A 20,386-nucleotide genomic window follows, 5' to 3' on the forward strand; every position below is an offset into this window, starting at 1 on the left:
ATTTGATCTTTTGCTGCATCGGGCCTACTGTTAGGTGGATCGGTGGGAAAGCCGGTCCCTTTGGCAGAAAGGACCCAAACCCATGCTCGGCAAGATCCTGAACTTCTTCCGCAGTTCGCCGCGCCCGGCCCGCCGGGAACGGCCCTTGGAAGACGCGCCGGTGCCGAAGCTGGGTCTCGCCCTTTCCTCCGGGGGTGCCCGCGGCCTCGCCCATGTCGGCGTGCTCCAGGTGCTGGAGGAAAACAACATCGAGATTCACGCCATCGCCGGCTCCAGCATGGGGGCCTATATCGGCGCGCTGTGGGCCGTCGGATTCTCGGGAAAAGCCCTCGAGGACCTCGCCGCCGAAATGCAGGACCGCCGCCAGCTTTGGAAACTGGCCGACCCTATGTTTCCGCCCATGAAAGGGCTGTTCCACGGCCACAAGGCTCGTGCCCACCTCGAACGCTCGCTCGGCGATGTTCGCTTCGAGGATCTCGAGCGCCGCTTGTTAATCGTAACGGTCGACATCGATACCAAGGAGCGCCTCGTCCTGCGGCGCGGCCGCATCGCCGACGCAGTGCATGCCTCGTGCGCCATGCCGGGCATCATCGCGCCGGTCATGCTCAATGGTCACCGGTGTATTGACGGCGGCGTGATCGATCCCGTTCCGGTTGGTGCGTTGCGGAAGTACTCCGAAGTCGACCGGGTTCTCGCCGTTTCCACCTTGGCGACTTTTGAAGATGTCGATGAGGGCATTTGCCGGGCTGAGGACGAAGAACGACCCGACTTCGGCATGTTGAAGCGCCTCGGCATGACGCTCAACAGCAACTTCAACTTCATGGCCCGCGGCAACATGATCGACACCTTCCGCCAAAGCATTCGCGCCGCGCAGATCCGCCTCGCCCATGAGTCCTGCAAGCGGGCCGATGTTTGTTTGAGGCCCGAACACTTCTTCGCGCCCTGGCACGACTACGCTGGCTTCCGCCGCTTCATCGATGCCGGCCGTCAGGTCGCACTCGATCACCTCGACGAGATCCGCGCGCTGCTGCGCCCCGACTTTCAAGCCCATGAAACCCCGTCCGTTCAACCCATGGTGGGCCACGACGTCGCGTGACGAGCTCCACCACCGGCAGGATGCGCTGTTACGGCGCCTCCTGAAGGATCGCGTGGCCCCCTTTACCGCCTACTACGGCAAGCTTTTCAAGGGGCTGGGCATTGAGCCCGGCGACATCCGGGGCACGGACGACCTCAAGCTGCTACCCTTCACGTCCAAGGCCGATCTCACCACGCCCCGCGACTTCGTGGTCATCCCCGACGAGAAGGTCCTGCGCCACCAGTGGTCCACGCTCCGCTACGCACTCACCCACGGTCCCGCGGCGACGAAGCAAGCGCTGGAGGAAGAACTGCGTCCAATCCTGCTAACAAGCACCACCGGTCGCTCCGCCGCGCCGGTGCCCTTCCTCTATACCAAGCACGACCTCGCCAACCTCGAGGAGTGCGGACGTCGCATGATGGAACTGTGCAAGTCCGATCCCTCGTGGCGGCACATCAATGCTTTCCCCTTCGCGCCTCACCTCGCCTTCTGGTTGGCCCACCACGCAGGCACCGGCTTCAACACCTTCATGATGTCCACCGGCGGCGGCAAGACGCTCGGCACGGATGGCAACCTGCGCCTCATCACGAAGATCGATCCCGACGCGATCATCGCGATGCCGACCTTCCTCTATCACCTGCTCCAACAGGCCGCCCACGAGAAGCTGCGCTGGACCAAGCTCAAGCGCATCGTCCTCGGCGGCGAGAAGGTCCCACTCGGGATGCGCCGAAAACTCCGCGCGTTGTGCGAGGAGATCGGGGCCGAAAAGGTCGCCATCATGTCCACCTACGGCTTCACCGAAGCCAAGCTCGCATGGACCGAATGCATGCCGCCGGACGGTGCGGATCCCACCGGCTTCCATACCTATCCGGATTTCGCGTTCCTCGAGGTGATCGACCCGAAGACCGGCGAACGCGTGCCCGATGGCCAGCCCGGCGAGATCGTTTGCACGCCACTCGATGCCCGCGGCACGGTCGTGATTCGCTACCGCACTGGCGACCTCATTGAAGGCGGGCTCACCTACGAACCCTGCCCGCACTGCGGCAGGACCTGCCCTCGCCTGTTAGGAAAGATTTCCCGCGTCTCCGACATCCGCGAACTCAATGTGGACAAGCTCAAGGGCACACTTGTCGATTTCAACGCGCTCGAGAACCTTTTGGACGACACCGACGGTCTCGGTGCATGGCAGATTGAGTTGCGCAAGCGCCACGACGACCCGCTCGAAACCGACCAGGTCTTCGTTCACGCTGTGCCGATCAACGGATGCGACCACGAGGCCTTGCGCGAGCAGATCAGCCATCGCTTCGGCGAAGCCGTCGAGTTCGCGCCGAACGACATCGTGTTCCACAGTTGGGACGAGATGCGCCGCATGCAAGGAGTCGGCAAGGAGTTGAAGGAGCAGAAGGTCGTCGATCATCGCCCCACCCCCGAAGTCTCATGAATGACTTGTTCATCATCGCCGGCATCCGCACCCCCTTCTGCCGTTCAGGCACGGACTTCGATGCCCTTGGCGCGGATGATCTAGGCCGGCACGCCTGCTCCGCCTTGTTGCTCCGCACCGGCATCGATCCGGGACTGATCGACGAAGTCATCATCGGCTGCGTCGCACAACCACCGGACGCCGCGAACGTCGCCCGGGTCATCGCCCTGCGTACCGGCATTCCGGAAAAGACTCCCGCGGTGACCGTTCACCGGAATTGCGCGTCAGGCATGGAGGCGATCACCACCGCCCACCAGCGAATGGTGTCCGGCCAAGGCGAGTTGTTCCTCGTCGGCGGCGCGGAAAGCATGTCGAGCATCCCCTTCTTCTACCCCCATAGTGCGGTCGCGAAGTTCGCCACGCTCTCCAAGGCCAAGGAGATCGGCGAGAAGATCACCGCCATCGCGGATTTCCGGCCGCGCGATTTCAAGCCCCGCATTGGTCTCCAGCTCGGCCTCACCGATCCCGTAAGCGGGCAGATCATGGGCGACACCGCGGAAACCCTGGCCCGTGAGTTTCATCTGACCCGTGAGTTGCAAGACGCCTTCGCCGCCTCCTCCCACCTCAAGGCGCTCGCCGCCGCGGACCGGTTGTCAGAAGAAGTCGCACCGGTCCATCTGCCCGGCAAGGCGGTGACTCGCGACAATGGCGTCCGCGAAGACTCGACCCCTGAAAGGCTCGCCAAGCTTCGCCCGATCTTCGACCGTCAGAGCGGCAGCGTGACCGCGGGCAATAGCTCGCAGGTCACCGATGGCGCGGTGGCCTTGCTCGTCGGCAGCGAGCAAGCCGCCATAAAGCTCGGCATCGAACCTCTCGGGCGTCTCACCAGCTACGCCTACGTCGGCTGCGATCCCAAGCGCATGGGCCTGGGACCGGTGCATGCCATCGGGCGTCTCGGTCGCTCACCGGCGGAGGCCGATGTCATCGAGATTAACGAAGCCTTTGCCGCCCAAGTCCTCGCCGTTCTCGCCGCCTTGAAGGATCCTAACAAATGCGGCCTCGCCATGCCGCCGGTCGAGATCCCGCACGAGAAGCTCAACCGCCGCGGCGGCTCCATCGCGCTTGGCCATCCCGTGGGTGCCAGCGGAGCCCGCCTCGTTCTCACCGCCCTCCATCAGCTCCGTGAGACCGGTGGACGTCACGCTCTCACCACCCTTTGCGTCGGCGGCGGCCAAGGCGCCGCTCTCTGGCTCGAACGCCCGTGAAGCCATGAATCATCTCCACTTCCAGCTCAACGGCACGCACGGGGTTCTCACCTTCGACCGCGAAGGATCCTCCGCGAATCTCTTCGACCGTCCCGCCTTGGTCGAACTCAACGACAAGCTCGACGCCCTCTCCGCCCATCCCGAACTCACCGGCCTGATTCTCCGCTCGGCCAAGCCTTCCATCTTCATCGCCGGCGCGGATCTGAACGTCCTCTCTTCGCTCCAAGGCGACGAGCTGCGCGACCTGATCGAACTCGGCCAAGCGACCTTTCAAAAGCTCGCTCGCCTTCCCTACGTCACCATCGCCGCCATCCACGGCGCTTGCGTCGGTGGCGGCTGCGAACTTGCCCTCGCTTGCGATTGGCGCGTCGCGAGCGACGCTTCCGCCACCAAGATCGGCCTGCCCGAAACCAATCTCGGCATTCTTCCCGCCTGGGGCGGCACCACGCGACTGCCCCGGCTCATCGGCCTGCCAGCCGCGCTGTCCATCATCCTCGGCGGCAAGGTCCTCGCGGCCGGTGCCGCGAAGGCGAAGGGACTGGTCGATGCCGTGGTACCCCGGGAAAATCTCGAAGCTCATGCCCTGACTTTTCTCGGCCGCGGCAAGCGTCGCCCCAAATCCTTCTTCCATCTCCATAATCCCCTCTCCGTCGCCATCATCGGCGCTAAGGCCCGGGCCTCATTGCGGGCTAAAACCCGCGGCCTCTATCCCGGCCCGGAAGCCGCGCTCGACGTCGCGCTCGCTTCCTGCAGCGGACCGCTGGAAGAGGGATTCCGTCGTGAAAGGGAGGCCATCCTCAAGCTCGCGCCCCGGCCGGAAACGCGGCAGCTCCTGCGACTCTTCTTTCTCCAGGAGCGGGCCAAGAAGCACCGCGTCGTCTCCGCCGAGCCACGCAAGATCGATCGCTGCGCCGTCATCGGATCCGGCGTGATGGGGGCCGGCATTGCCTATTGGCTCAGCACCCGCGGTCACGACGTCATCCTGCGCGATCTCGACGATGACGCCTTGGCCCGCTGCATGAAGTCCATCGCGAAGAACTACGATGAATCTCGTAGTCGCCGGATCTTCACGCCCACCGCTGCAGCCCGTGGCTTGGATCGCATCCATCCCTCCGCCGTCGCCGTCCCGCTCGACCGCTGCGACCTGGTGATCGAGGCGGCCGTCGAGCGGCTCGATATCAAACAGAAGGTCTTTGCCGAGCTCTCCTCTCGCACCCGCCCCGATACCATCCTTGCAACCAACACCTCGGCGTTACCCATCCACGAACTCACCGGCGTCGTCCGAAATCCGGAGCGATTGGTTGGTTTGCACTTCTTCAACCCGGTCCACCGCATGCCGCTGGTGGAAGTCGTCCGCACCACCACCACCTCCGACGCAACCCTTGCCACCGCGGTCGCCTTCGTGCGCTCGCTGGGAAAGCTGCCGGTCGTCGTGCGCGACTCGCCCGGCTTTCTGGTAAACCGCATCCTGATGCCCTACCTCGTCGAAGCCGCAAAGATCTTCGAGCGCGGCGGCGATCCAAAGGTCATCGACGATGCGATGCTCGACTTCGGCATGCCGATGGGACCGCTGCGTCTGCTCGATGAAGTCGGTCTCGATGTCTCCGCTCACGTCGCACGGACCTTGGCCGACGCATTTCCTGACCGCATGGGCGTGCCCGGCTTGCTTGCAAAACTCATCGAGCAAGGACAACTCGGCCGCAAGTCAGGCGCAGGCTTCTACACCTACAATCACAACGAGACCGCGCCCAATCCCGCCGCCCTTGCCTTGCGCACCGGCAGCGAACCGGCACCCGCGGATGTCGCGGCGCAACTCGCCCATGCGATGAGCGAGGAAGCACGTCTCTGCCTCGACGAAGGAATTGCTGAAACCGCTGACGACATCGACCTCGCGATGGTCCTCGGCACCGGCTACGCGCCGTTCCGAGGTGGCCCGCTGCAAAACGAACTCAAGCACCCCGTCTGAGCCATGCACGACACCCTGATCGACACCAGCAAGATGTCCGCCGGCCAACGCGCGGCACTGGAACTCGCGGAGTCGTCGCGGGACACCCGCGAGCTATCCGGATTCGCCGCCTCGATCTTCGATGGCTCGCCGGACTTCTCGCTGATCTTCCCCTTCCCTCACCAATCCGCTGCAGACGAAGCAGAGGGTGATGCTTTCCTTGAGAAGCTTGCCGCGTTTCTCCGCGATCGCACCGATCCCGACGCCATCGACCGGGAGGGCGAGATCCCGGAGGCGGTATTCGAGGGCCTCGCCAAGCTCGGTGCCTTCGGCATCAAGATCCCGAAAGACTATGGCGGCCTCGGCTTGTCCCAGACGAACTACTCGCGGGCCGCGATGTTGTTAGGTGGCCACTGCGGCAATCTTACCGCCCTGCTTTCCGCCCATCAATCGATCGGCATCCCGCAGCCATTGCTGGCTTTCGGGACCGAGGAACAGAAGCGGAAGTATCTTCCCCAATGCGCCGCCGGTGCCGTCTCGGCCTTCGCACTGACCGAAACCGAGGTCGGCTCGGATCCCGCGCGGATGAAAACCACCGGGCGGCTTTCCGACGATGGCACGCATTGGATTCTCGATGGCGAGAAGCTGTGGTGCACCAATGGCCTCAAGGCCAAGCACCTGATCGTGATGGCTCGCACCCCCCTCCCGGATAAACCGAACGCGATCACCGCCTTCATCGTTGAGATCGCGTGGCCCGGCGTGGAGATCATCACCCGCTGTCACTTCATGGGTCTCAAGGCGCTCTACAATGGCGTCATCCGATTCACCGGTGTGAAGGTGCCGCGGGAAAACGTGGTCCTCGGTGAAGGCAAGGGACTCAAGGTCGCGCTGACGACACTCAACACCGGCCGCCTCACCTTGCCCGCCGCCTGCGTCGGACTGCTGGATCGCTGCCTGGACATCGCCGTGACCTGGTCGCGCGAACGCGAGCAGTGGGGGCAAGCCATCGGCAAGCACGAGGCCATCGCTGGCAAGCTCGCCGACCTCGCCGCCGACGCCTTCGCTACGGAATCCCTCGTACTTTACACCTCGGCGCTGGTCGATGCCGACAAGAAGGCCGACATCCGCCTGGAAGCCGCCGTCGCCAAGCTTTGGGGCACCGAGGCCGGCTGGCACGGCGCGGACTCAACCATGCAGATCAAGGGCGGCCGCGGCTACGAAACCGCCGACTCCCTGCGCAACCGCGGCGAACGCCCGGATCCAATCGAGCGCCTGCTGCGCGACAGCCGGATCAACACGATCTTCGAGGGCTCCACCGAGATCATGCACCTCTTCATTGCGCGCGAAGCCCTCGACCCCCACCTCCGCCGGGGGGCCGCGGCATTGGACACCCGCAAGCCCATGTCCGAGCGCTTGAAAACCGCCCTACACGCCGGAGTCTTCTACAGCGGCTGGTATCCCAAGCGCTGGCTGCCACTGACCCGCGGCATCCCTTCGGATTTGGATCCGCAGTTGCGCCGGGCGCTGGGAAAGACCGCGGCACTCAGCCGCAAGCTGGCCCGGTCCCTCTTCCACTCAATGGCGCGCAATGGACCGAAGCTCGAACGCCGCCAGCTTCTGTTAGGCCGGATGGTCGATGCGGGTTCCGAGTTGCTCGCGATGAGCGTTTCCGCCGCGCGGGCCCATACCCTGGGCGATGACGCATCGCTCCAGACGGCGCGCTTCATCTGCCATCGCGGCGAACAGCGGGTGAAGACGTTGTTCGCCGAGGCGTCGGACAAGCGGGATGCCGAGGCCTACCGGTTGGCAAAGCGCCTGATTTCCTGACGATCACTTCTCCTCCGTCGTGGTCAGCGATCCATTCACCTTGATCGTGCGGTCGATCTCGAAGGTCACGTAGGTGACGCGCTCCGGCCGGCGCTCGTCGAAAGGGGTGACGGTCAGCACTTCGATGGTATAGGTGCCGTCTTCCTTGATGTCGTTTTCGCTCACCGTAAGTGGCACCACTGCATCCTGAGGGGCATAGGTATTGAACGACACCACTGACGAACCGATGACGCGGCCGACGGTTCCGAGTGCCTGCTGGCCCTTGTAAATCTGGGCGTAGGTCACGCTATCGGGATAGAGGTCGTTGCACAGCACCCGGGCGTGCGGAGGCACTCCGGTATAGCGTTTGCCAGATTCGATTCCTTCGACAGCTCCGTCGCAAACCGGCCAGATCTGGATCGTCGAGGATGCGACCGCGGCCACCCGTCCATTTCCGCCGAGGGCCACCTTGGCAGTGAAAGTCTCTTCGCCGCAGGCCTTGGTCGGTCGCTCGGCGGGAAGCGCCTGATAGATCTCGGGATCGGAGAAGTCACCGTTCTTCGTGAACTCGAACATCTCATCGTAGCTTCCTTGCCCGGCACCGTTCGGGTACGGGACATGGAGGTCGGGGTGGTAGAATTTGAAGTCGCGCTCGAGCGTGACCTTGCTGATCCCGCCAAGCGGATCGCCAGGCTCAGCGAGCTTGCGGATGGAGAAGTCCATCGCAAACGGCCGGTCGGCACGCGTCCGCGGCGGGCTGTACGTATCCTCCGAGCGAAGTGCCAGCGTCGCAGCCGGAAGATGGGCACCGATGGTGACCTCATCGATAAGCTGCGGCAGCGGCTGGTACTCGCCGGATCCGCCGAGAATCACATCGAGGTGAATCCCAAGCAGATCGACGTCCACGAGATGCGAGTCGAGCGAGACATTGACGTGGGCAAGCGATCCGACGCCGACGTCGAGCAGGCTGAAGGGATCGTAGGTCTCGTCGTGATAGGCGTAGAGCTGGAGGATGGCCCCGTCGCCTTCGAGCGGCTTCGAGAGAATCTGGCCATTGAGCCCGGAAACCGGCATGTCATAGACGACCGGCTGGCCCTGGATGAGCTGGATCTGGCGGATGAAGTCCACGCCGGTAGCAGGCAGGGCGGTGGCGGCAATGAGTGCAAGGGTGGGGAGTTTCATGGAGGGGTGACAGTTACGGGAAGGACAGTGACGGGGTTGCCACGCAGGGTGGCGATGACGATGCGACCGGCCGCGGCAAAGGCCTTGCGATCGCTTTCAGAGAGCGGGGCCTCGCCGCGGATCTGGGGCAAGGTGACCTCGTGGGTGGAGATCCAATTGCGATTGGCGACGAGGAAGTCCGGCCAAGCCACCGGCTTGCCGACCGCCTTGTTAGACACGCGGGTCGCCACTGCATCGGGACAGAAGACCACCGAGCCTTTTGGCAAGATCGCATGGGTCTCTCCATTACTGATGAAGGCCGACAACTCGGCGATGCTGTAGTCCTTCGCTTTCCGCGCCACGGGCTTGGGCCTGGCAGCACCGGCAGCGTCGCGGCGGGCGATGAACGCTTCGTCGCCGGAGACGTCATTGGCAGGGGGCAGAAGTCCGGGGGGAAGGACTTCCGGCCCCCTGCCGCTGCGGCGCGGTTCGTCGCCCCGGGTGGGGGCGCTTGCAAGCAGACCGAGGGCGGCGAACAGCAAAGGGAGAGGTTTCATAGAGGAGAGCGGCTGATTTTGATCCAGCCGTGGCCCTGCGAGCCGCTGAGGTCGAGGGTCACGCTGACAAGGTCCGGAGCCTGGTAGTCCGGCAGATCGATCAGGCCGGACCCACTTCCGCCGCTGGAGGAGGACGGCGGCGAGCCGAGGATCGTCAGATTCGCATCTCCCAGATCGAGGCCGAGAAAGGGCGGTCGAAAGACCGGGCGCTGCTCCTCGCGGTCGATGCGATAGGTGATCGGAACCGCGGCGCCATACAGGATCGAATTCGACGGCACCGAAATCTCCCCGGTCATCACCGGCGGGGCGGAGTGATACTCGCCGAGGACATAGAAGTAGCCGGAGGGATTGAGATTGTAATACGCCGGCGCGAGCAAGCTGCCGAGCAACCCGGAACCGGCGAGGTGGAAGGTCAGATTGACATCACGCGGGTTTCGCGGGTCGCACAGCGTCCACGAAGCCCCGTAGTTATGGAGCGGCCCGACTTCCACGCCGGGAAAGCGGCCTTTCACGGTCAAATCCTCGGGATAGAACTGGGTCAGCCCGGTCTGCAGGCGGACAAAGGCGGTCGAATCGACCGCGCTTCCGGTCCCGATCAGGCCGAGCAGTTTCAGGTGGAACTGGTTGTTGACCACCGTGGTGTTGACGGCGCGGTTTCCAAGTTCGAGGCGACCGGCGACGCCAAACACGTCGTAGCGATACGGCCGGTTGAAGGAAACGGTCCGACTGCGGGTGCCCTCGGTGAGGACTACCGGGGAGGACATGCCGGGGGCCCAGCATTCAACTTGGGCGGAGACATTGGACAGCAGGGCAGAAACGGCGCACAAGGCGGCCGCGCGGAGGGGGGTCCGGGGGATCATGGCTGGTTGTAAGGGTGAATCGGGTGATTGGCAGTTTGACACTGCCGCAAACCAGATTGGGGGGGGACTAACCGGTCCAGAAGGTGGGACTTCTCGGGACGGACCGGGGACTTGTTCTGTGTAGTTGCGGTGGGTGCCGCGGAGATCGGGAAGTAAAGTTTCCGGTGAACCGGAAATATCAGGGCATCTGAGTAACGGAGTTCTATTGGATTTCCCCCGGAATGAACAAGGCGCGGTGTGAACCAATGATTTATGGGCCGATAAATGACCTTCCCTAACTATTCCTGCTTAAGGATTTCCCACGGAATCGATCCACCCTTTAACTCCCGCCGTGCTTTCCCGACTGCTCCCCTGCTCCGCCGCCCTCCTGCTTTGCCAATGTGCCACCGGCCCTCATCTCGCCATCCCTGGTCCTGCGTCAACGGTGCGGAGAATGGAGGCGATCGAAACCGCCTACACCTACAGCCGCTTGGAATGGCAGCCTAACGAGCACCACCGGAAACACGGCCGGGACAGTAGCGGAGTGCTCGTGCACACCCCTGACACCACGCTTTCCAGCCATGGCCTTTCGAATGGCTGGTGGCAAACCGGCCGGGTCGCTCGCGGGATGGCCTATCAGTGGGGTGGCTTCGACACCCCCACGCAGTTCGTCGCCTCGCTCGAACGCGGTGAAGCCGCCGGCGACATCTCCACCGCGGAGAAGCGGCGCCTCGGCGACGCCGGCACCAGCAAGGAGGCATGCGGAATCGACTGCTCCGGCTTCGTTTCGCGCTGCTGGCGGCTGTCGCGTCCCTATTCGACCAAGGAGCTGCCATCCATCTGCGACAAGCTCCAGAGCTGGGATGAACTGAAGCCCGGCGACATCCTCCTCAATGACCGCCACGTCGTGCTGTTCGCGAAGTGGGCCGCGACGGGAAACTCCCTGTATGTTTATGAAGCAGGCCCCCTCCCCGTGTGGCGGGTGAACGCGGCCGAGATCCGCAAGGACTACCTGCTCGCCCGCGGCTATCAACCGTGGCGCTATCGCGGAATCCGGGAGTAGACAGGCAGGCAGGCTCAGGCACCGGGCAAGTGCATGACCACACGGAGCCCCCCCCCCTGCCGGTTTTCCAAGGTCAGATCCCCCCCATGATTTCTCAGGATGGTCCTCGCGATCGGCAGGCCCAATCCCGTCCCTCCGGTCGAGCGGTTGCGCGAGCCTTCCAGTCTCACGAAAGGCATGAAGACCCGGTCCATGTCAGCCTCCGGGATCCCCGGGCCGTCGTCATCCACGATGACCTCGAGCATCCCCGCACCGGTCCGGGTGCTGACCCGCGCCACGCCGCCATAGCGCACGGCATTCTCGATGATGTTTCGCACCGCCCTCCGCAGGGAATCCGGACGGCAGCGCCATGGCAACGGCTCATCCCCACGGAATTCAACCTTCCAACCGAGCGCGTGCAGGTCTTCGCACAAGCTCTCTAACAGCGCATGCTGGTCCACGGTCCGCGTGCCTCCGGAAGATGCGTCCTCACGTGCGAAAGCCAGGCTGGCCTCGGTGATCGCCTTCATCTCATCCAGCGTCGCCACCAGCTTGTCGCGGGTTTCGCCGTCGGCCACGAACTCCGCCTGCAAGCGCAATGAGGTGATCGGCGTGCGCAGGTCATGACTGATCGCGGCCATGATACCGGTCCGGTCCTCCACGTATCTCTTGAGCCGGGACTGCATGCGATTGAAAGCCGTCGCTGTCCGGCGGATGTCATCTGCGCCTTCCTCCGGCAGGGGGTCCGTGGCCTCGCCGCGCCCGAGTTTCTCCGCCGCTTCGGTGAGCCGTCTCAATGGCCGCCCCACCCGGTTCGCGATCAGGGCCGTCACCAGGCACAACGCCGCGGCCGTGATGCCCATTGAAATGTAGTAGGAAGCGGGCGGGCCGCCCACCGGCCCGGGCTTCGCATAGATCGCATGCAACCACACCCCATCGTCAATCCGGGTGGTCAGGCCAAAGCCGTTCCACTTGTTCAGATGAAGCAGGTTCGCAGGAGATCCCCCTTTCCACTCGTCCAAGGGCAGCGGCTCCCACTTCAGTCCATTCTGAAGCTCGAGGCTGCCAGGAGGCGGCGGCCGACTTGCTTCCATCAGCCGCTCCCGAGCCTGCTTCTCCCACGCGAGCGTTTCCGGCTCGGGTCCACCGGCCAGCCAGAATCTCACCGCACTCGTGCTCGCCGCAGTCACGATGCCCTCGTGAAGGTCGGACTCGGCCGCATCCAGCAATCGTGCCACCGAGGCCGTGCGGGAGATGAACTCATCCCGTCTTAGCAGCGAGACCGTGCGCAACTGCTCGTCCCGATAGATCACCAGGAACACCACCTGCGAAAGGACCAGCGACAGCAGCAGCAGCGTGATCCACTGCCCCGTGAGGCTCCGCATCCAAAAGCGCTTCATCCCGGTGACACCTCCCCGGTGAAGCAGTAGCCGTCTCCCCAGAAGGTCTTGATGAGGACAGGATTCTTCGGATCCTGTTCGATTTTCCGGCGCAAACGGCTGACCTGGTTGTCGATGCTGCGATCCCACGCCTCCGCCTCACGACCGCTTGTTAGATCCAGCAGCGCATCACGGCTGAGCACCTTCCCCGCGTGTTCCAGGAAGACACATAGCAGGCGGTACTCGGCGGTGCTCAGCGGTACCGCCACCCCGTCCGCCCCGGTGACCTCGTGACGGGTCATGTCGAAGAGCTTGTCGCCAAAGCGGACATTGCCCCCTTTCGCGCCGGATTCCTCCGTTTTCACCGGATCGCTCCCTGTGCGGCGCAGCACCGCGCGGATGCGGGCAAGCAGCTCGCGCGGATTGAATGGCTTCACGAGGTAGTCGTCCGCACCCAGCTCCAGGCCCACGATGCGCTCGGTGTCCTCCGCCATCGCTGTTAGAAAAATCACCGGCAGCTTGGAAACGGACCGCAGATGGCGGCAGAGTGACAGCCCGTCCTCCCCCGGCATCATGATGTCGAGCACCGCCAGGTCAGGCACCTCGCCGCGGGCCATCATGGCACGGAATTCCGCCGCGCTGGCAGCCGCGCTCACCTTGTAGCCGTGCTGGCCCAGGTAGCGCACCAGCAGCTCGCGGATTTCCCCGTGGTCGTCGACCACGGCGATGTGCGGAAGGGGTTCCATGCTTCGTCACCGGTAGCATGGCCCTTTCGGGATCACAGGGCGTGCAAAAAAGTGTCGCATTTTGTGCCGGAGTCCGGGCGGTTGCGACAATTCGCGACAATAAATACCGGCGCTTGAGATACCATCGGGCTCTTCCCGTGGTAAGAGTGCCCCGCCGATGAAGAGAGCCGTCTGCTTCCTGATTTTCCTGCTGGTCCTTTCCGCCGCCTATTTCGCGTGGCAAAGGGCGAGCGCCTCAACGGGCGAGCGCGCTCCCGCCACCGCCGCGCCGCGGGCAATACCCGTGACGGTCGCGGAAGCCCGCAAGGAGGAAATTCCCATCTGGCTGGAAGGCATCGGCAATGTCCAGGCGGCCAATACCGTGACCGTCCGGCCGCGGGTCGGCGGTGCCTTGGAAAGCATCACCTTCACCGAGGGCGCGATGGTCAAGGAGGGCGACGTGCTTGCCCGGATCGATCCCCGTCCCTACCAGTCCGTGCTTGCCCAGGAAGAGGCGCGAAAGGCGCAGGATGAGGCACAACTGGCCAATGCCCGCACTACCCTCGGCCGGGTCCAGACCCTCGTGAAGGAGAATGCCGTGAGCCAACAGGCGCTCGATCAGGCGGAGGCCGCCGCGAGCCAACTGGAAGCCCAGGTGAAAGCCGGCCAAGCAGCGATCGATGCCGCCCAGCTCGACCTCGATTTCACTACCGTGCGCGCACCCATTTCCGGCCGCACCGGCGTGCGCATGGTGGATGCCGGAAACGTGGTGACCGCCAGCCAGGCGGAGGGTCTGGTCGTGCTGACCGAACTGCAGCCTATCTCAGTCATTTTCACCCTCCCCCAGCGCTATCTGGCTGACCTCCGCGCCCACATGAAACCGGGTGCCGCGGAACTCGCCGTGCAAGCCCGCGATGAAGACGGCACCCTGCTGGATGAAGGCGTGCTGAAGCTGGTGGACAACCAGATCGACAACACCACCGGCACCCTGAAGCTGAAGGCCTCCTTTCCTAACAAGGACTTCACCCTCTGGCCCGGCCAATACGTTAACGCCCGGGTGCTGGTGGAGACGAGGGAGGACATTCTGGTGGTGCCTGCCGAAGCCGTCCTACCGGGACTGGACGGACCCTTCGTCTACCTGGTGAAGGATGATGACACGGTGGAGGCGCGCCAGACGAAACCCGGGATCACGCTGGGGGGGCTCACCGTGATCGAGAGCGGGCTGCAAGCCGGCGACCGGGTGGTGCGTGAGGGCCAGAACAAGCTGAAGCCCGGTTCGCAGATTAGCATTACCCCCTCGGGATCATGAACATTTCCGCCCCCTTCATCCGGCGCCCGATCGCGACCACGCTCCTCACCATCGGCATCCTGCTGGTGGGTCTCATCTGCTTCCCGCTGCTGCCCGTCGCGCCGCTGCCGCAGGTGGAATTCCCCACCATCCAGGTCTCTGCGAACCTGCCCGGGGCCAGTCCGGAAACAATGGCGTCCTCGGTGGCCACGCCGTTGGAGAACCAACTCGCCTTGATCCCCGGCGTCACCCAGATGACTTCCGCCAGCGGCTTGGGCAGTGTCCAGATTACGATCCAGTTCGACCTGGCCAAGAACATCGACGCCGCCGCCCAAGAGGTGCAAGCGGCCATCAGCGCCGCGGCGGGCCAGCTTCCCGCCAACCTGCCCAGCCCGCCGAATTTCCGGAAGGTCAATCCCGCGGACTCGCCCATCCTGATCCTCAGCCTCACCTCCGAGGTGCTGCCACTCACCGAGGTGAGCGACTACGCGGCGAACGTCGTGGCACAGCAAATCTCCCAGCTCGGCGGTGTGGCCCAGGTGGATGTGATGGGAGAGCAGAAGCCCGCCGTACGCGTGCAGGTGGACCCGGCCAAGCTCGCCGCCGTGGGCCTCACCCTGGATGACGTGCGGGGCGTGATTGCGTCCGCCACCATCAACTCACCGAAGGGCACCATCAATGGCCCGCGCCAGAGCTTCTCGATCTATGCGAACGACCAGCTCCTGAAAGCGGAACCCTACAACGACCTCATCCTCGCCTATCGCAAGGGCGCACCGATCCGCGTCCGCGATGTCGGCCGGGCGGTCGATGGCCCGGAATCCATCCGTTCTTCCGCCCTGGTGAACAACAAGCCGGGCGTCGGCATCATCATTCGCAAGGAAGCCACGGCCAACGTGATCGACACCATCGAGAGCGTGAACAAGCTCCTGCCTTCCCTGCGCGCGTCGATCCCCCCGGCGATGAGCATCGATCTGCTGAGCGACCGCAGCCGGACGATCCGCGCCTCGGTGGAGGAGGTGGAGCTTCACCTGGTGCTCACGGTGGTCCTTGTCACCATCGTGGTCTTCGCCTTCCTGCGAAATACCCGGGCGACCCTAATCGCCAGTGCCGTGGTACCCGTTTCCATCATCGCCACCTTCGCGATCATGAAGCTCCTCGGCTTCAGCCTGAACAACCTCTCGCTGATGGCGCTCACCATCTCGGTCGGCTTCGTGATCGATGACGCGATCGTGATGTTAGAGAACATCTACCGTCACATCGAGGAGGGTATGAAGCCGATGGACGCTGCCTTGAAGGGAGCCAAAGAAGTCGGCTTCACGATCCTCTCGATCACCTTCTCGCTCATCGCCGTCTTCATCCCCGTGCTATTGATGGGTGGCATCGTCGGGCGGCTCTTCCGCGAGTTCGCGGTGACGGTCACTGCGGCCGTATTGGTGTCCTGCTTCGTCTCGCTCACCTTCGTGCCGATGCTGTGCTCGCGGTTCCTTAAGCATTTCGAGCCGCCCACTGGCAAGGGGCCGCGCGCCCTGCTCGACCGCGGCTTGGAAAAATTCTTCGGCGGTCTGGAGAAGACCTACGAGTGGATGTTGCACGTCGTGCTCCGCCATCGGAAAACCACGCTGTTCTCGCTGGTGGTCACGGTGGCACTGACCGGCTTCGTCTTCATGAAGATGCCGAAGGGCTTCTTCCCCATGCAGGACACCGGCCTGATGAATGCCACGGCTGAGGCCTCGGCCGACATATCCTATGAGGCCATGTTCGAGCGCGTCCAGCAGGTGGGAGAAATCATCAAGAGCGATCCCGCCGTGCAGGGTCTCCAGAACCGGATCGGCTCCGGGGGACGCGGCGGCGGCTCGATGAATAGCGCCCGCTTTTTCATCACGCTCAAGGAGCGGGACCAGCGCGATCCCGTCGGCGTGGTGATGAACCGGCTGCGCCAAGCCACTGCCACCATCCCCGGGATGACGGTCTTCTTCCAGCCCCAGCAGGATCTCAACCTCGGCGGCTTCTCTTCCAAAACCCAGTTCCAGTATACCCTGCGGGATTCCGACATGGACGAGCTCAATGAGTGGGCTCCGAAGATCATGGACCGCATGAAGCAGCTCCCGGAATTGCGTGACGTGACCTCCGACCAGGAGTCGTCCGCCCCCGCCCTCACCGTGGAGATCGATCGCCAGGCGGCGAGCCGCTTCGGCATCCCGGCGCAGGATATCAACTCCGCCCTCTACAATGCCTTCGGCGAACGACAGGTCACCCAGTTCTACACGCAGGTGAGCCAGTACAAGGTCATCATCGAGGTCGATCCGGAGCTTCAGAAGGATTCGTCCACCTTCGACAAGATCTTCCTGAAATCCCCGCTCACCGGTGGTCAGGTGCCGCTTTCCTCACTGATCACATCCACCACCGGAGCCAGCAAACCCCTCACGGTGAATCACCTCGGCAAGTATCCATCGGTGACCATCTCTTTCAACCTCGCTCCGGACGTAGCTCTCGGGGACGCCGTGGCCGTCGTGGAAAAGGCCACCGCGGAAATGGGCATGCCCGCCTCTGTCAGCGGCAGCTTCCAGGGAACGGCGCAGGCCTTCCAGGATTCCCTGCGCTCCCAGCCGCTGCTTATCGCCGCTGCCATCGTGGCGATCTACATCATCCTCGGCATGCTCTATGAGAGCTATATCCATCCCCTCACCATTCTCTCCACCCTGCCCTCGGCCGGGCTCGGCGCGCTCCTCACGCTGTGGGCCTTCGGCCACGATGTCGGCGTAATCGCCGTCATCGGCATCCTCCTCCTCATCGGCATCGTGAAAAAAAATGCGATCATGATGATCGACTTCGCCATCGAGGCCGAGCGAGACCGTGGGATGGAACCAGAGAAGGCCATCTTCGAGGCCTGCATCAAGCGCTTCCGGCCCATCCTGATGACCACCCTCGCGGCGATGATCGGCGGTATCCCGCTTGCGCTTGGCCATGGCGACGGTTCGGAGCTACGCCAACCGCTTGGCTACGCGATCGTTGGCGGCCTTGCCCTCAGCCAGTTGCTCACGCTCTTCACCACGCCGGTGGTTTACCTGATGTTCGACGGACTCCTCCTGCGCGCGCGGAAGCTTCGCAAACCTCGTCAGGAAGACGGACTCGGCGACGCAGGATCACAACCTGCCTGAGCCACCCGTTTCATTTCAGGAAGACGGGGCCGACAGTCTCACAGTGAAGCAGGCCCCCTGCCCCGCTTGGCTTTGCACGGAAATGGTGCCGCCTTCCGCCTCGACCAGACCACGACAGATCGCGAGCCCGAGGCCATAGCGGCCCTGGGAACCGGTCCGTGACTTGTCGGCGCGGTAGAACCGCTCGAAAACGTGCGGCAGATCCTCCACGGGAATGCCCGGACCATCGTCCTTCACTTCAAGCACGACCCCACTCTCCTCCTGCCGAATCGTTACCGCGACTGACCCTCCCTCACGCCCATGATGGATCGCATTCTCCACCAGATTGGAAATCACCAGCACGAGGCGTTCGGGACTGCCGCTGGTGATGGCGACTCCACCTTCCCGCGTGATCGAGACGTTCCGCGCCTTTGCCAGTGAATGGAGCCGGCGCACCACATCATCTGCCAGCGCTCCGATTTCCAACGGCGGGCCGGGCTTGCGAATCTCCCCGGCATCGAGACGAGCCAGCTCTAACAACGCCTCCGCCAGCCGCTTCATTTGCCGTGCGGTGTCGAGGTTGCCGGCAAGCACCTCACGATATTCCTCCGCCGGACGCTCTCGCGACAACACCGTCTGGGTCTCGGCAATCAGCACCGAAAGCGGCGTCCGCAGCTCATGAGAAGCATCCGCGGTGAAACGCTTCTGTTGGGCAAAGGTGTCCTCCAGCCGCTCGAAGGTTGAGTTCAGCACTTCCGCCAGCTGTCCGAGCTCGCTGCCTGGATGATCGACCGCGATGCGCTCGGAGAGCTTTCCCTCCGAGATTCGCTTCGCCGCACCGGCGATCTGTTCGATCGGGCGGATCGACCGCGTGGTCAGCCACCAGCCACCTCCGAGCCCCACGACCAGCACGCCAACTCCGATTGCCGATAACCGCGCGGCATAGGGCTTCATCCCGGCCAAGTCTTTCCCCACCGGACGTCCGGCCAGCACGCACTCGCCCATCTCCGTGAAATGATAGGCCTCCCGCAATCCGTCGCGGTCTCGGAAACGCGTCTGGGTATCCCGCGCCTCGCGCTGCGGCAGCGGCACCGTGGCAGGGGCATTCTCCGAACTCTGGACACGCGCCTGCGGACCGGTCCACACGACGTAGTAGTAGCCCTCTCCCGCTTGACCCGGGAACATCGCTTTCACCGTCGCGGGAACCGAGCGATCGCGAAGCATGGGCGGCGGTCCCAGACCGAAGCCCATTTCATAATCACCGAAGTCCTCGCCCTCATCCCGGGGCGGAAGCCGTTTTGAACCACCTGATTCCGACGACGACACGCGGTTGCTCAGGAATGGTGGATCCGGCGGACGAATGCTCACGCCCAACGCCACCGCCCGCCTCGCCAACTCATCGTCCAGTCGTGTCACCCGCTGCGTCTTCTCAAGCTGCCACGCGGTCGCGCCGAAGGCAGCAAGCAGCCCGACCAGCAGGATGCCCTGCCAGATCTGCAAACGCCAGCGAATGGAATCCGTGAACATGATCAGTCGATGAGATAGCCCTCGCCACGACGGGTGACGATCAGGTCCGCCCGCAGCTTCCGGCGGATACCGTGGACATGGACATCCAACAGATTCGAAAGCGTGTCCTCGTTCTCGTCGAAGAGATGCTCGTAGAGTTCCGTGCGGCTGATCACCTCGCCGCGATGCAGCGCGAGGTATTCGAGGATGGCGTACTCGCGGGCTGTTAGAAAGACGGCCTTCCCACCGAACTCGACCTTCCGGCCACGGGTGTCGATCTCCACATCACCGACGGTCACCGTGGAATGCGGACGACCGGCGTGGCGGCGGATGATGGCGCGGATGCGGGCGAAGAGTTCGTCCAGCTCGAAGGGCTTCACCAGATAGTCATCCGCTCCGCCATCAAGACCTTTCACCCGGTCAGTGGTGGCGTCACGGGCGGTGAGCATCAGCACCGGCGTTGCCTTCGTCGCGCGTAGGCGGCGCAGAATCTCCCAGCCGTCCATGCCCGGCAGCATCACGTCCAGCACCACGGCATCGTAATTGAAGGCGGTCGCCTTGAAGAGTCCGTCCTCGCCTTCTTCGGCCGTGTCCACGGCATAGCCTTCCTCGCGTAGCGCCTTGGCCAGCGCGCGCAGCAGTCGCGGTTCGTCCTCGATGATCAACAGTCGCATGAAGAGTCGGCATACCCTGTGCCAAAGGCAGGCTAGCAGGTCCAAGATTAAGCCACCATGAAAGGGAGAGGGCGAAATTTCCGGCGATTTTTCGCGGCTTAATGCACTCTTAATCGACCGTCGGCTACGGTGGGCACGTCGATACGAAAACCATGAAGCGACCCATTCATCCCGCATTCGCCAGCCGTTCCGGCTTTCTCGCGAGCATGGGAGTGGTCGTCAAAGGTTCATCGGTGGGCGACTCGTTCCCGGTCCGCCCGGAATCGCCGCCGACCGACTCCATCGGAAACACGTCCGGGAATTCCGGAGGCCCGCCTGGCCGGGCTCGTCCCGGCGGAGGAGTAGGCGGGCCTCCCGTCCGGCGCACATCTTGTTAGATTTCCAGGCAAATGCGGAGGTCCGTCCGGCCGTGGCACCGTGTGCTCCGGCGGAGGAGCGGACGGACCTCTATTTCCTCCCTCTGGATACCTTCCCCTCAAGATCTCCCATGGCTCTCGAGGAGGAATCTGCTGGCCGCCCAGGCGCATTCGGCCGCCACAAGCAGGTCCCCACGGCCGGAGGCAGATC

The 20,386-nt window shown here is 63.8% G+C and carries 15 protein-coding genes; 8 read left to right on the forward strand and 7 right to left on the reverse strand.

All coding sequences use genetic code 11. From position 1 onward, the window contains the following. The first annotated feature begins 82 nt into the window (after positions 1-82). The 5 genes from OKA05_RS03715 to OKA05_RS03735 are packed head-to-tail and all read left to right on the forward strand — an operon-like array spanning position 83 to position 7,532. Entirely contained in the window at positions 83-1,096 is a 1,014-nt protein-coding gene (locus OKA05_RS03715) for a patatin-like phospholipase family protein (RefSeq protein WP_264485754.1), read from the forward strand. Further along, positions 1,050-2,516 carry a phenylacetate--CoA ligase family protein gene (locus OKA05_RS03720; protein ID WP_264485755.1) on the forward strand — a complete coding sequence of 489 codons (1,467 nt, stop codon included), beginning with the start codon at positions 1,050-1,052 and terminating at the stop codon, positions 2,514-2,516. The genes OKA05_RS03715 and OKA05_RS03720 overlap by 47 nt, the downstream gene beginning before the upstream one ends. Continuing rightward, positions 2,513-3,760: a thiolase family protein gene (locus OKA05_RS03725; protein ID WP_264485756.1), complete on the forward strand. Its 1,248-nt coding sequence runs from the start codon at positions 2,513-2,515 to the stop codon at positions 3,758-3,760. The genes OKA05_RS03720 and OKA05_RS03725 overlap by 4 nt, the downstream gene beginning before the upstream one ends. A 4-nt stretch (positions 3,761-3,764) precedes the next feature. Further along, the gene (locus tag OKA05_RS03730; protein WP_264485757.1) at positions 3,765-5,726 is read left to right on the forward strand and encodes a 3-hydroxyacyl-CoA dehydrogenase NAD-binding domain-containing protein; all 1,962 of its coding nucleotides are present in this window, start codon (positions 3,765-3,767) and stop codon (positions 5,724-5,726) included. Positions 5,727-5,729: 3 nt separating this feature from the next. Continuing rightward, positions 5,730-7,532: an acyl-CoA dehydrogenase family protein gene (locus OKA05_RS03735; RefSeq protein ID WP_264485758.1), complete on the forward strand. Its 1,803-nt coding sequence runs from the start codon at positions 5,730-5,732 to the stop codon at positions 7,530-7,532. Positions 7,533-7,535: 3 nt separating this feature from the next. On the opposite strand, the gene OKA05_RS03740 is transcribed toward OKA05_RS03735, so the two are convergent. The 3 genes from OKA05_RS03740 to OKA05_RS03750 are packed head-to-tail and all read right to left on the reverse strand — an operon-like array spanning position 7,536 to position 10,089. Next, the gene (locus OKA05_RS03740) at positions 7,536-8,693 is read right to left on the reverse strand and encodes a hypothetical protein (protein ID WP_264485759.1); all 1,158 of its coding nucleotides are present in this window, start codon (positions 8,691-8,693) and stop codon (positions 7,536-7,538) included. Beyond that, a complete protein-coding gene (locus OKA05_RS03745) occupies positions 8,690-9,229 on the reverse strand; it encodes a hypothetical protein (protein ID WP_264485760.1) in 540 nt (179 codons plus the stop codon). The genes OKA05_RS03740 and OKA05_RS03745 overlap by 4 nt, the downstream gene beginning before the upstream one ends. Further along, on the reverse strand, positions 9,226-10,089 hold the full coding sequence (locus tag OKA05_RS03750; protein ID WP_264485761.1) for a hypothetical protein: 864 nt from the start codon (positions 10,087-10,089) through the stop codon (positions 9,226-9,228). The genes OKA05_RS03745 and OKA05_RS03750 overlap by 4 nt, the downstream gene beginning before the upstream one ends. Positions 10,090-10,522: 433 nt before the next feature. On the opposite strand from OKA05_RS03750, the gene OKA05_RS03755 reads away from it, so the two are divergent. After that, positions 10,523-11,131 carry a hypothetical protein gene (locus OKA05_RS03755; RefSeq protein WP_264485762.1) on the forward strand — a complete coding sequence of 203 codons (609 nt, stop codon included), beginning with the start codon at positions 10,523-10,525 and terminating at the stop codon, positions 11,129-11,131. Positions 11,132-11,145: 14 nt separating this feature from the next. Here OKA05_RS03755 and OKA05_RS03760 read toward each other — a convergent pair whose 3' ends face one another. Together OKA05_RS03760 and OKA05_RS03765 are read right to left on the reverse strand one after the other, a co-directional pair. Continuing rightward, positions 11,146-12,510, reverse strand: a complete 1,365-nt coding sequence (locus OKA05_RS03760; protein ID WP_264485763.1) for an ATP-binding protein — start codon at positions 12,508-12,510, stop codon at positions 11,146-11,148. Beyond that, positions 12,507-13,235 (reverse strand): response regulator, encoded by a 729-nt coding sequence (locus OKA05_RS03765; protein ID WP_264485764.1) that lies wholly within the window; start codon positions 13,233-13,235, stop codon positions 12,507-12,509. Before OKA05_RS03765 ends, OKA05_RS03760 begins: the two co-directional genes overlap by 4 nt. Before the next feature lie 157 nt (positions 13,236-13,392). Between OKA05_RS03765 and OKA05_RS03770 the strand changes: the two genes are divergently transcribed. Together OKA05_RS03770 and OKA05_RS03775 are read left to right on the forward strand one after the other, a co-directional pair. Beyond that, entirely contained in the window at positions 13,393-14,523 is a 1,131-nt protein-coding gene (locus tag OKA05_RS03770; RefSeq protein WP_264485765.1) for an efflux RND transporter periplasmic adaptor subunit, read from the forward strand. Continuing rightward, positions 14,520-17,660: an efflux RND transporter permease subunit gene (locus OKA05_RS03775; protein ID WP_264485766.1), complete on the forward strand. Its 3,141-nt coding sequence runs from the start codon at positions 14,520-14,522 to the stop codon at positions 17,658-17,660. Before OKA05_RS03770 ends, OKA05_RS03775 begins: the two co-directional genes overlap by 4 nt. Before the next feature lie 15 nt (positions 17,661-17,675). On the opposite strand, the gene OKA05_RS03780 is transcribed toward OKA05_RS03775, so the two are convergent. Both OKA05_RS03780 and OKA05_RS03785 read right to left on the reverse strand, forming a co-directional pair. Next, positions 17,676-19,166, reverse strand: coding sequence for a sensor histidine kinase (locus OKA05_RS03780; protein WP_264485767.1), 1,491 nt, complete (start codon positions 19,164-19,166; stop codon positions 17,676-17,678). A gap of 2 nt (positions 19,167-19,168) precedes the next feature. Then, positions 19,169-19,819: a response regulator transcription factor gene (locus OKA05_RS03785; RefSeq protein WP_264485768.1), complete on the reverse strand. Its 651-nt coding sequence runs from the start codon at positions 19,817-19,819 to the stop codon at positions 19,169-19,171. Between the last annotated feature and the right edge of the window lie 567 nt (positions 19,820-20,386).

This window comes from Luteolibacter arcticus, from assembly GCF_025950235.1.
In the GTDB taxonomy this organism is placed as follows: domain Bacteria; phylum Verrucomicrobiota; class Verrucomicrobiia; order Verrucomicrobiales; family Akkermansiaceae; genus Haloferula; species Haloferula arctica.

What these genes read in the sequence shown, in the direction of transcription:
- OKA05_RS03715 (WP_264485754.1), top strand. Translation starts at nt 83, where the DNA reads ATGCTCGGCAAGATCCTGAACTTCTTCCGCAGTTCGCCGCGCCCGGCC.
- OKA05_RS03720 (WP_264485755.1), top strand. Translation starts at nt 1,050, where the DNA reads ATGAAACCCCGTCCGTTCAACCCATGGTGGGCCACGACGTCGCGTGAC.
- OKA05_RS03725 (WP_264485756.1), top strand. Translation starts at nt 2,513, where the DNA reads ATGAATGACTTGTTCATCATCGCCGGCATCCGCACCCCCTTCTGCCGT.
- OKA05_RS03730 (WP_264485757.1), top strand. Translation starts at nt 3,765, where the DNA reads ATGAATCATCTCCACTTCCAGCTCAACGGCACGCACGGGGTTCTCACC.
- OKA05_RS03735 (WP_264485758.1), top strand. Translation starts at nt 5,730, where the DNA reads ATGCACGACACCCTGATCGACACCAGCAAGATGTCCGCCGGCCAACGC.
- OKA05_RS03740 (WP_264485759.1), bottom strand. Translation starts at nt 8,693, where the DNA reads ATGAAACTCCCCACCCTTGCACTCATTGCCGCCACCGCCCTGCCTGCT.
- OKA05_RS03745 (WP_264485760.1), bottom strand. Translation starts at nt 9,229, where the DNA reads ATGAAACCTCTCCCTTTGCTGTTCGCCGCCCTCGGTCTGCTTGCAAGC.
- OKA05_RS03750 (WP_264485761.1), bottom strand. Translation starts at nt 10,089, where the DNA reads ATGATCCCCCGGACCCCCCTCCGCGCGGCCGCCTTGTGCGCCGTTTCT.
- OKA05_RS03755 (WP_264485762.1), top strand. Translation starts at nt 10,523, where the DNA reads ATGGAGGCGATCGAAACCGCCTACACCTACAGCCGCTTGGAATGGCAG.
- OKA05_RS03760 (WP_264485763.1), bottom strand. Translation starts at nt 12,510, where the DNA reads ATGAAGCGCTTTTGGATGCGGAGCCTCACGGGGCAGTGGATCACGCTG.
- OKA05_RS03765 (WP_264485764.1), bottom strand. Translation starts at nt 13,235, where the DNA reads ATGGAACCCCTTCCGCACATCGCCGTGGTCGACGACCACGGGGAAATC.
- OKA05_RS03770 (WP_264485765.1), top strand. Translation starts at nt 13,393, where the DNA reads ATGAAGAGAGCCGTCTGCTTCCTGATTTTCCTGCTGGTCCTTTCCGCC.
- OKA05_RS03775 (WP_264485766.1), top strand. Translation starts at nt 14,520, where the DNA reads ATGAACATTTCCGCCCCCTTCATCCGGCGCCCGATCGCGACCACGCTC.
- OKA05_RS03780 (WP_264485767.1), bottom strand. Translation starts at nt 19,166, where the DNA reads ATGTTCACGGATTCCATTCGCTGGCGTTTGCAGATCTGGCAGGGCATC.
- OKA05_RS03785 (WP_264485768.1), bottom strand. Translation starts at nt 19,819, where the DNA reads ATGCGACTGTTGATCATCGAGGACGAACCGCGACTGCTGCGCGCGCTG.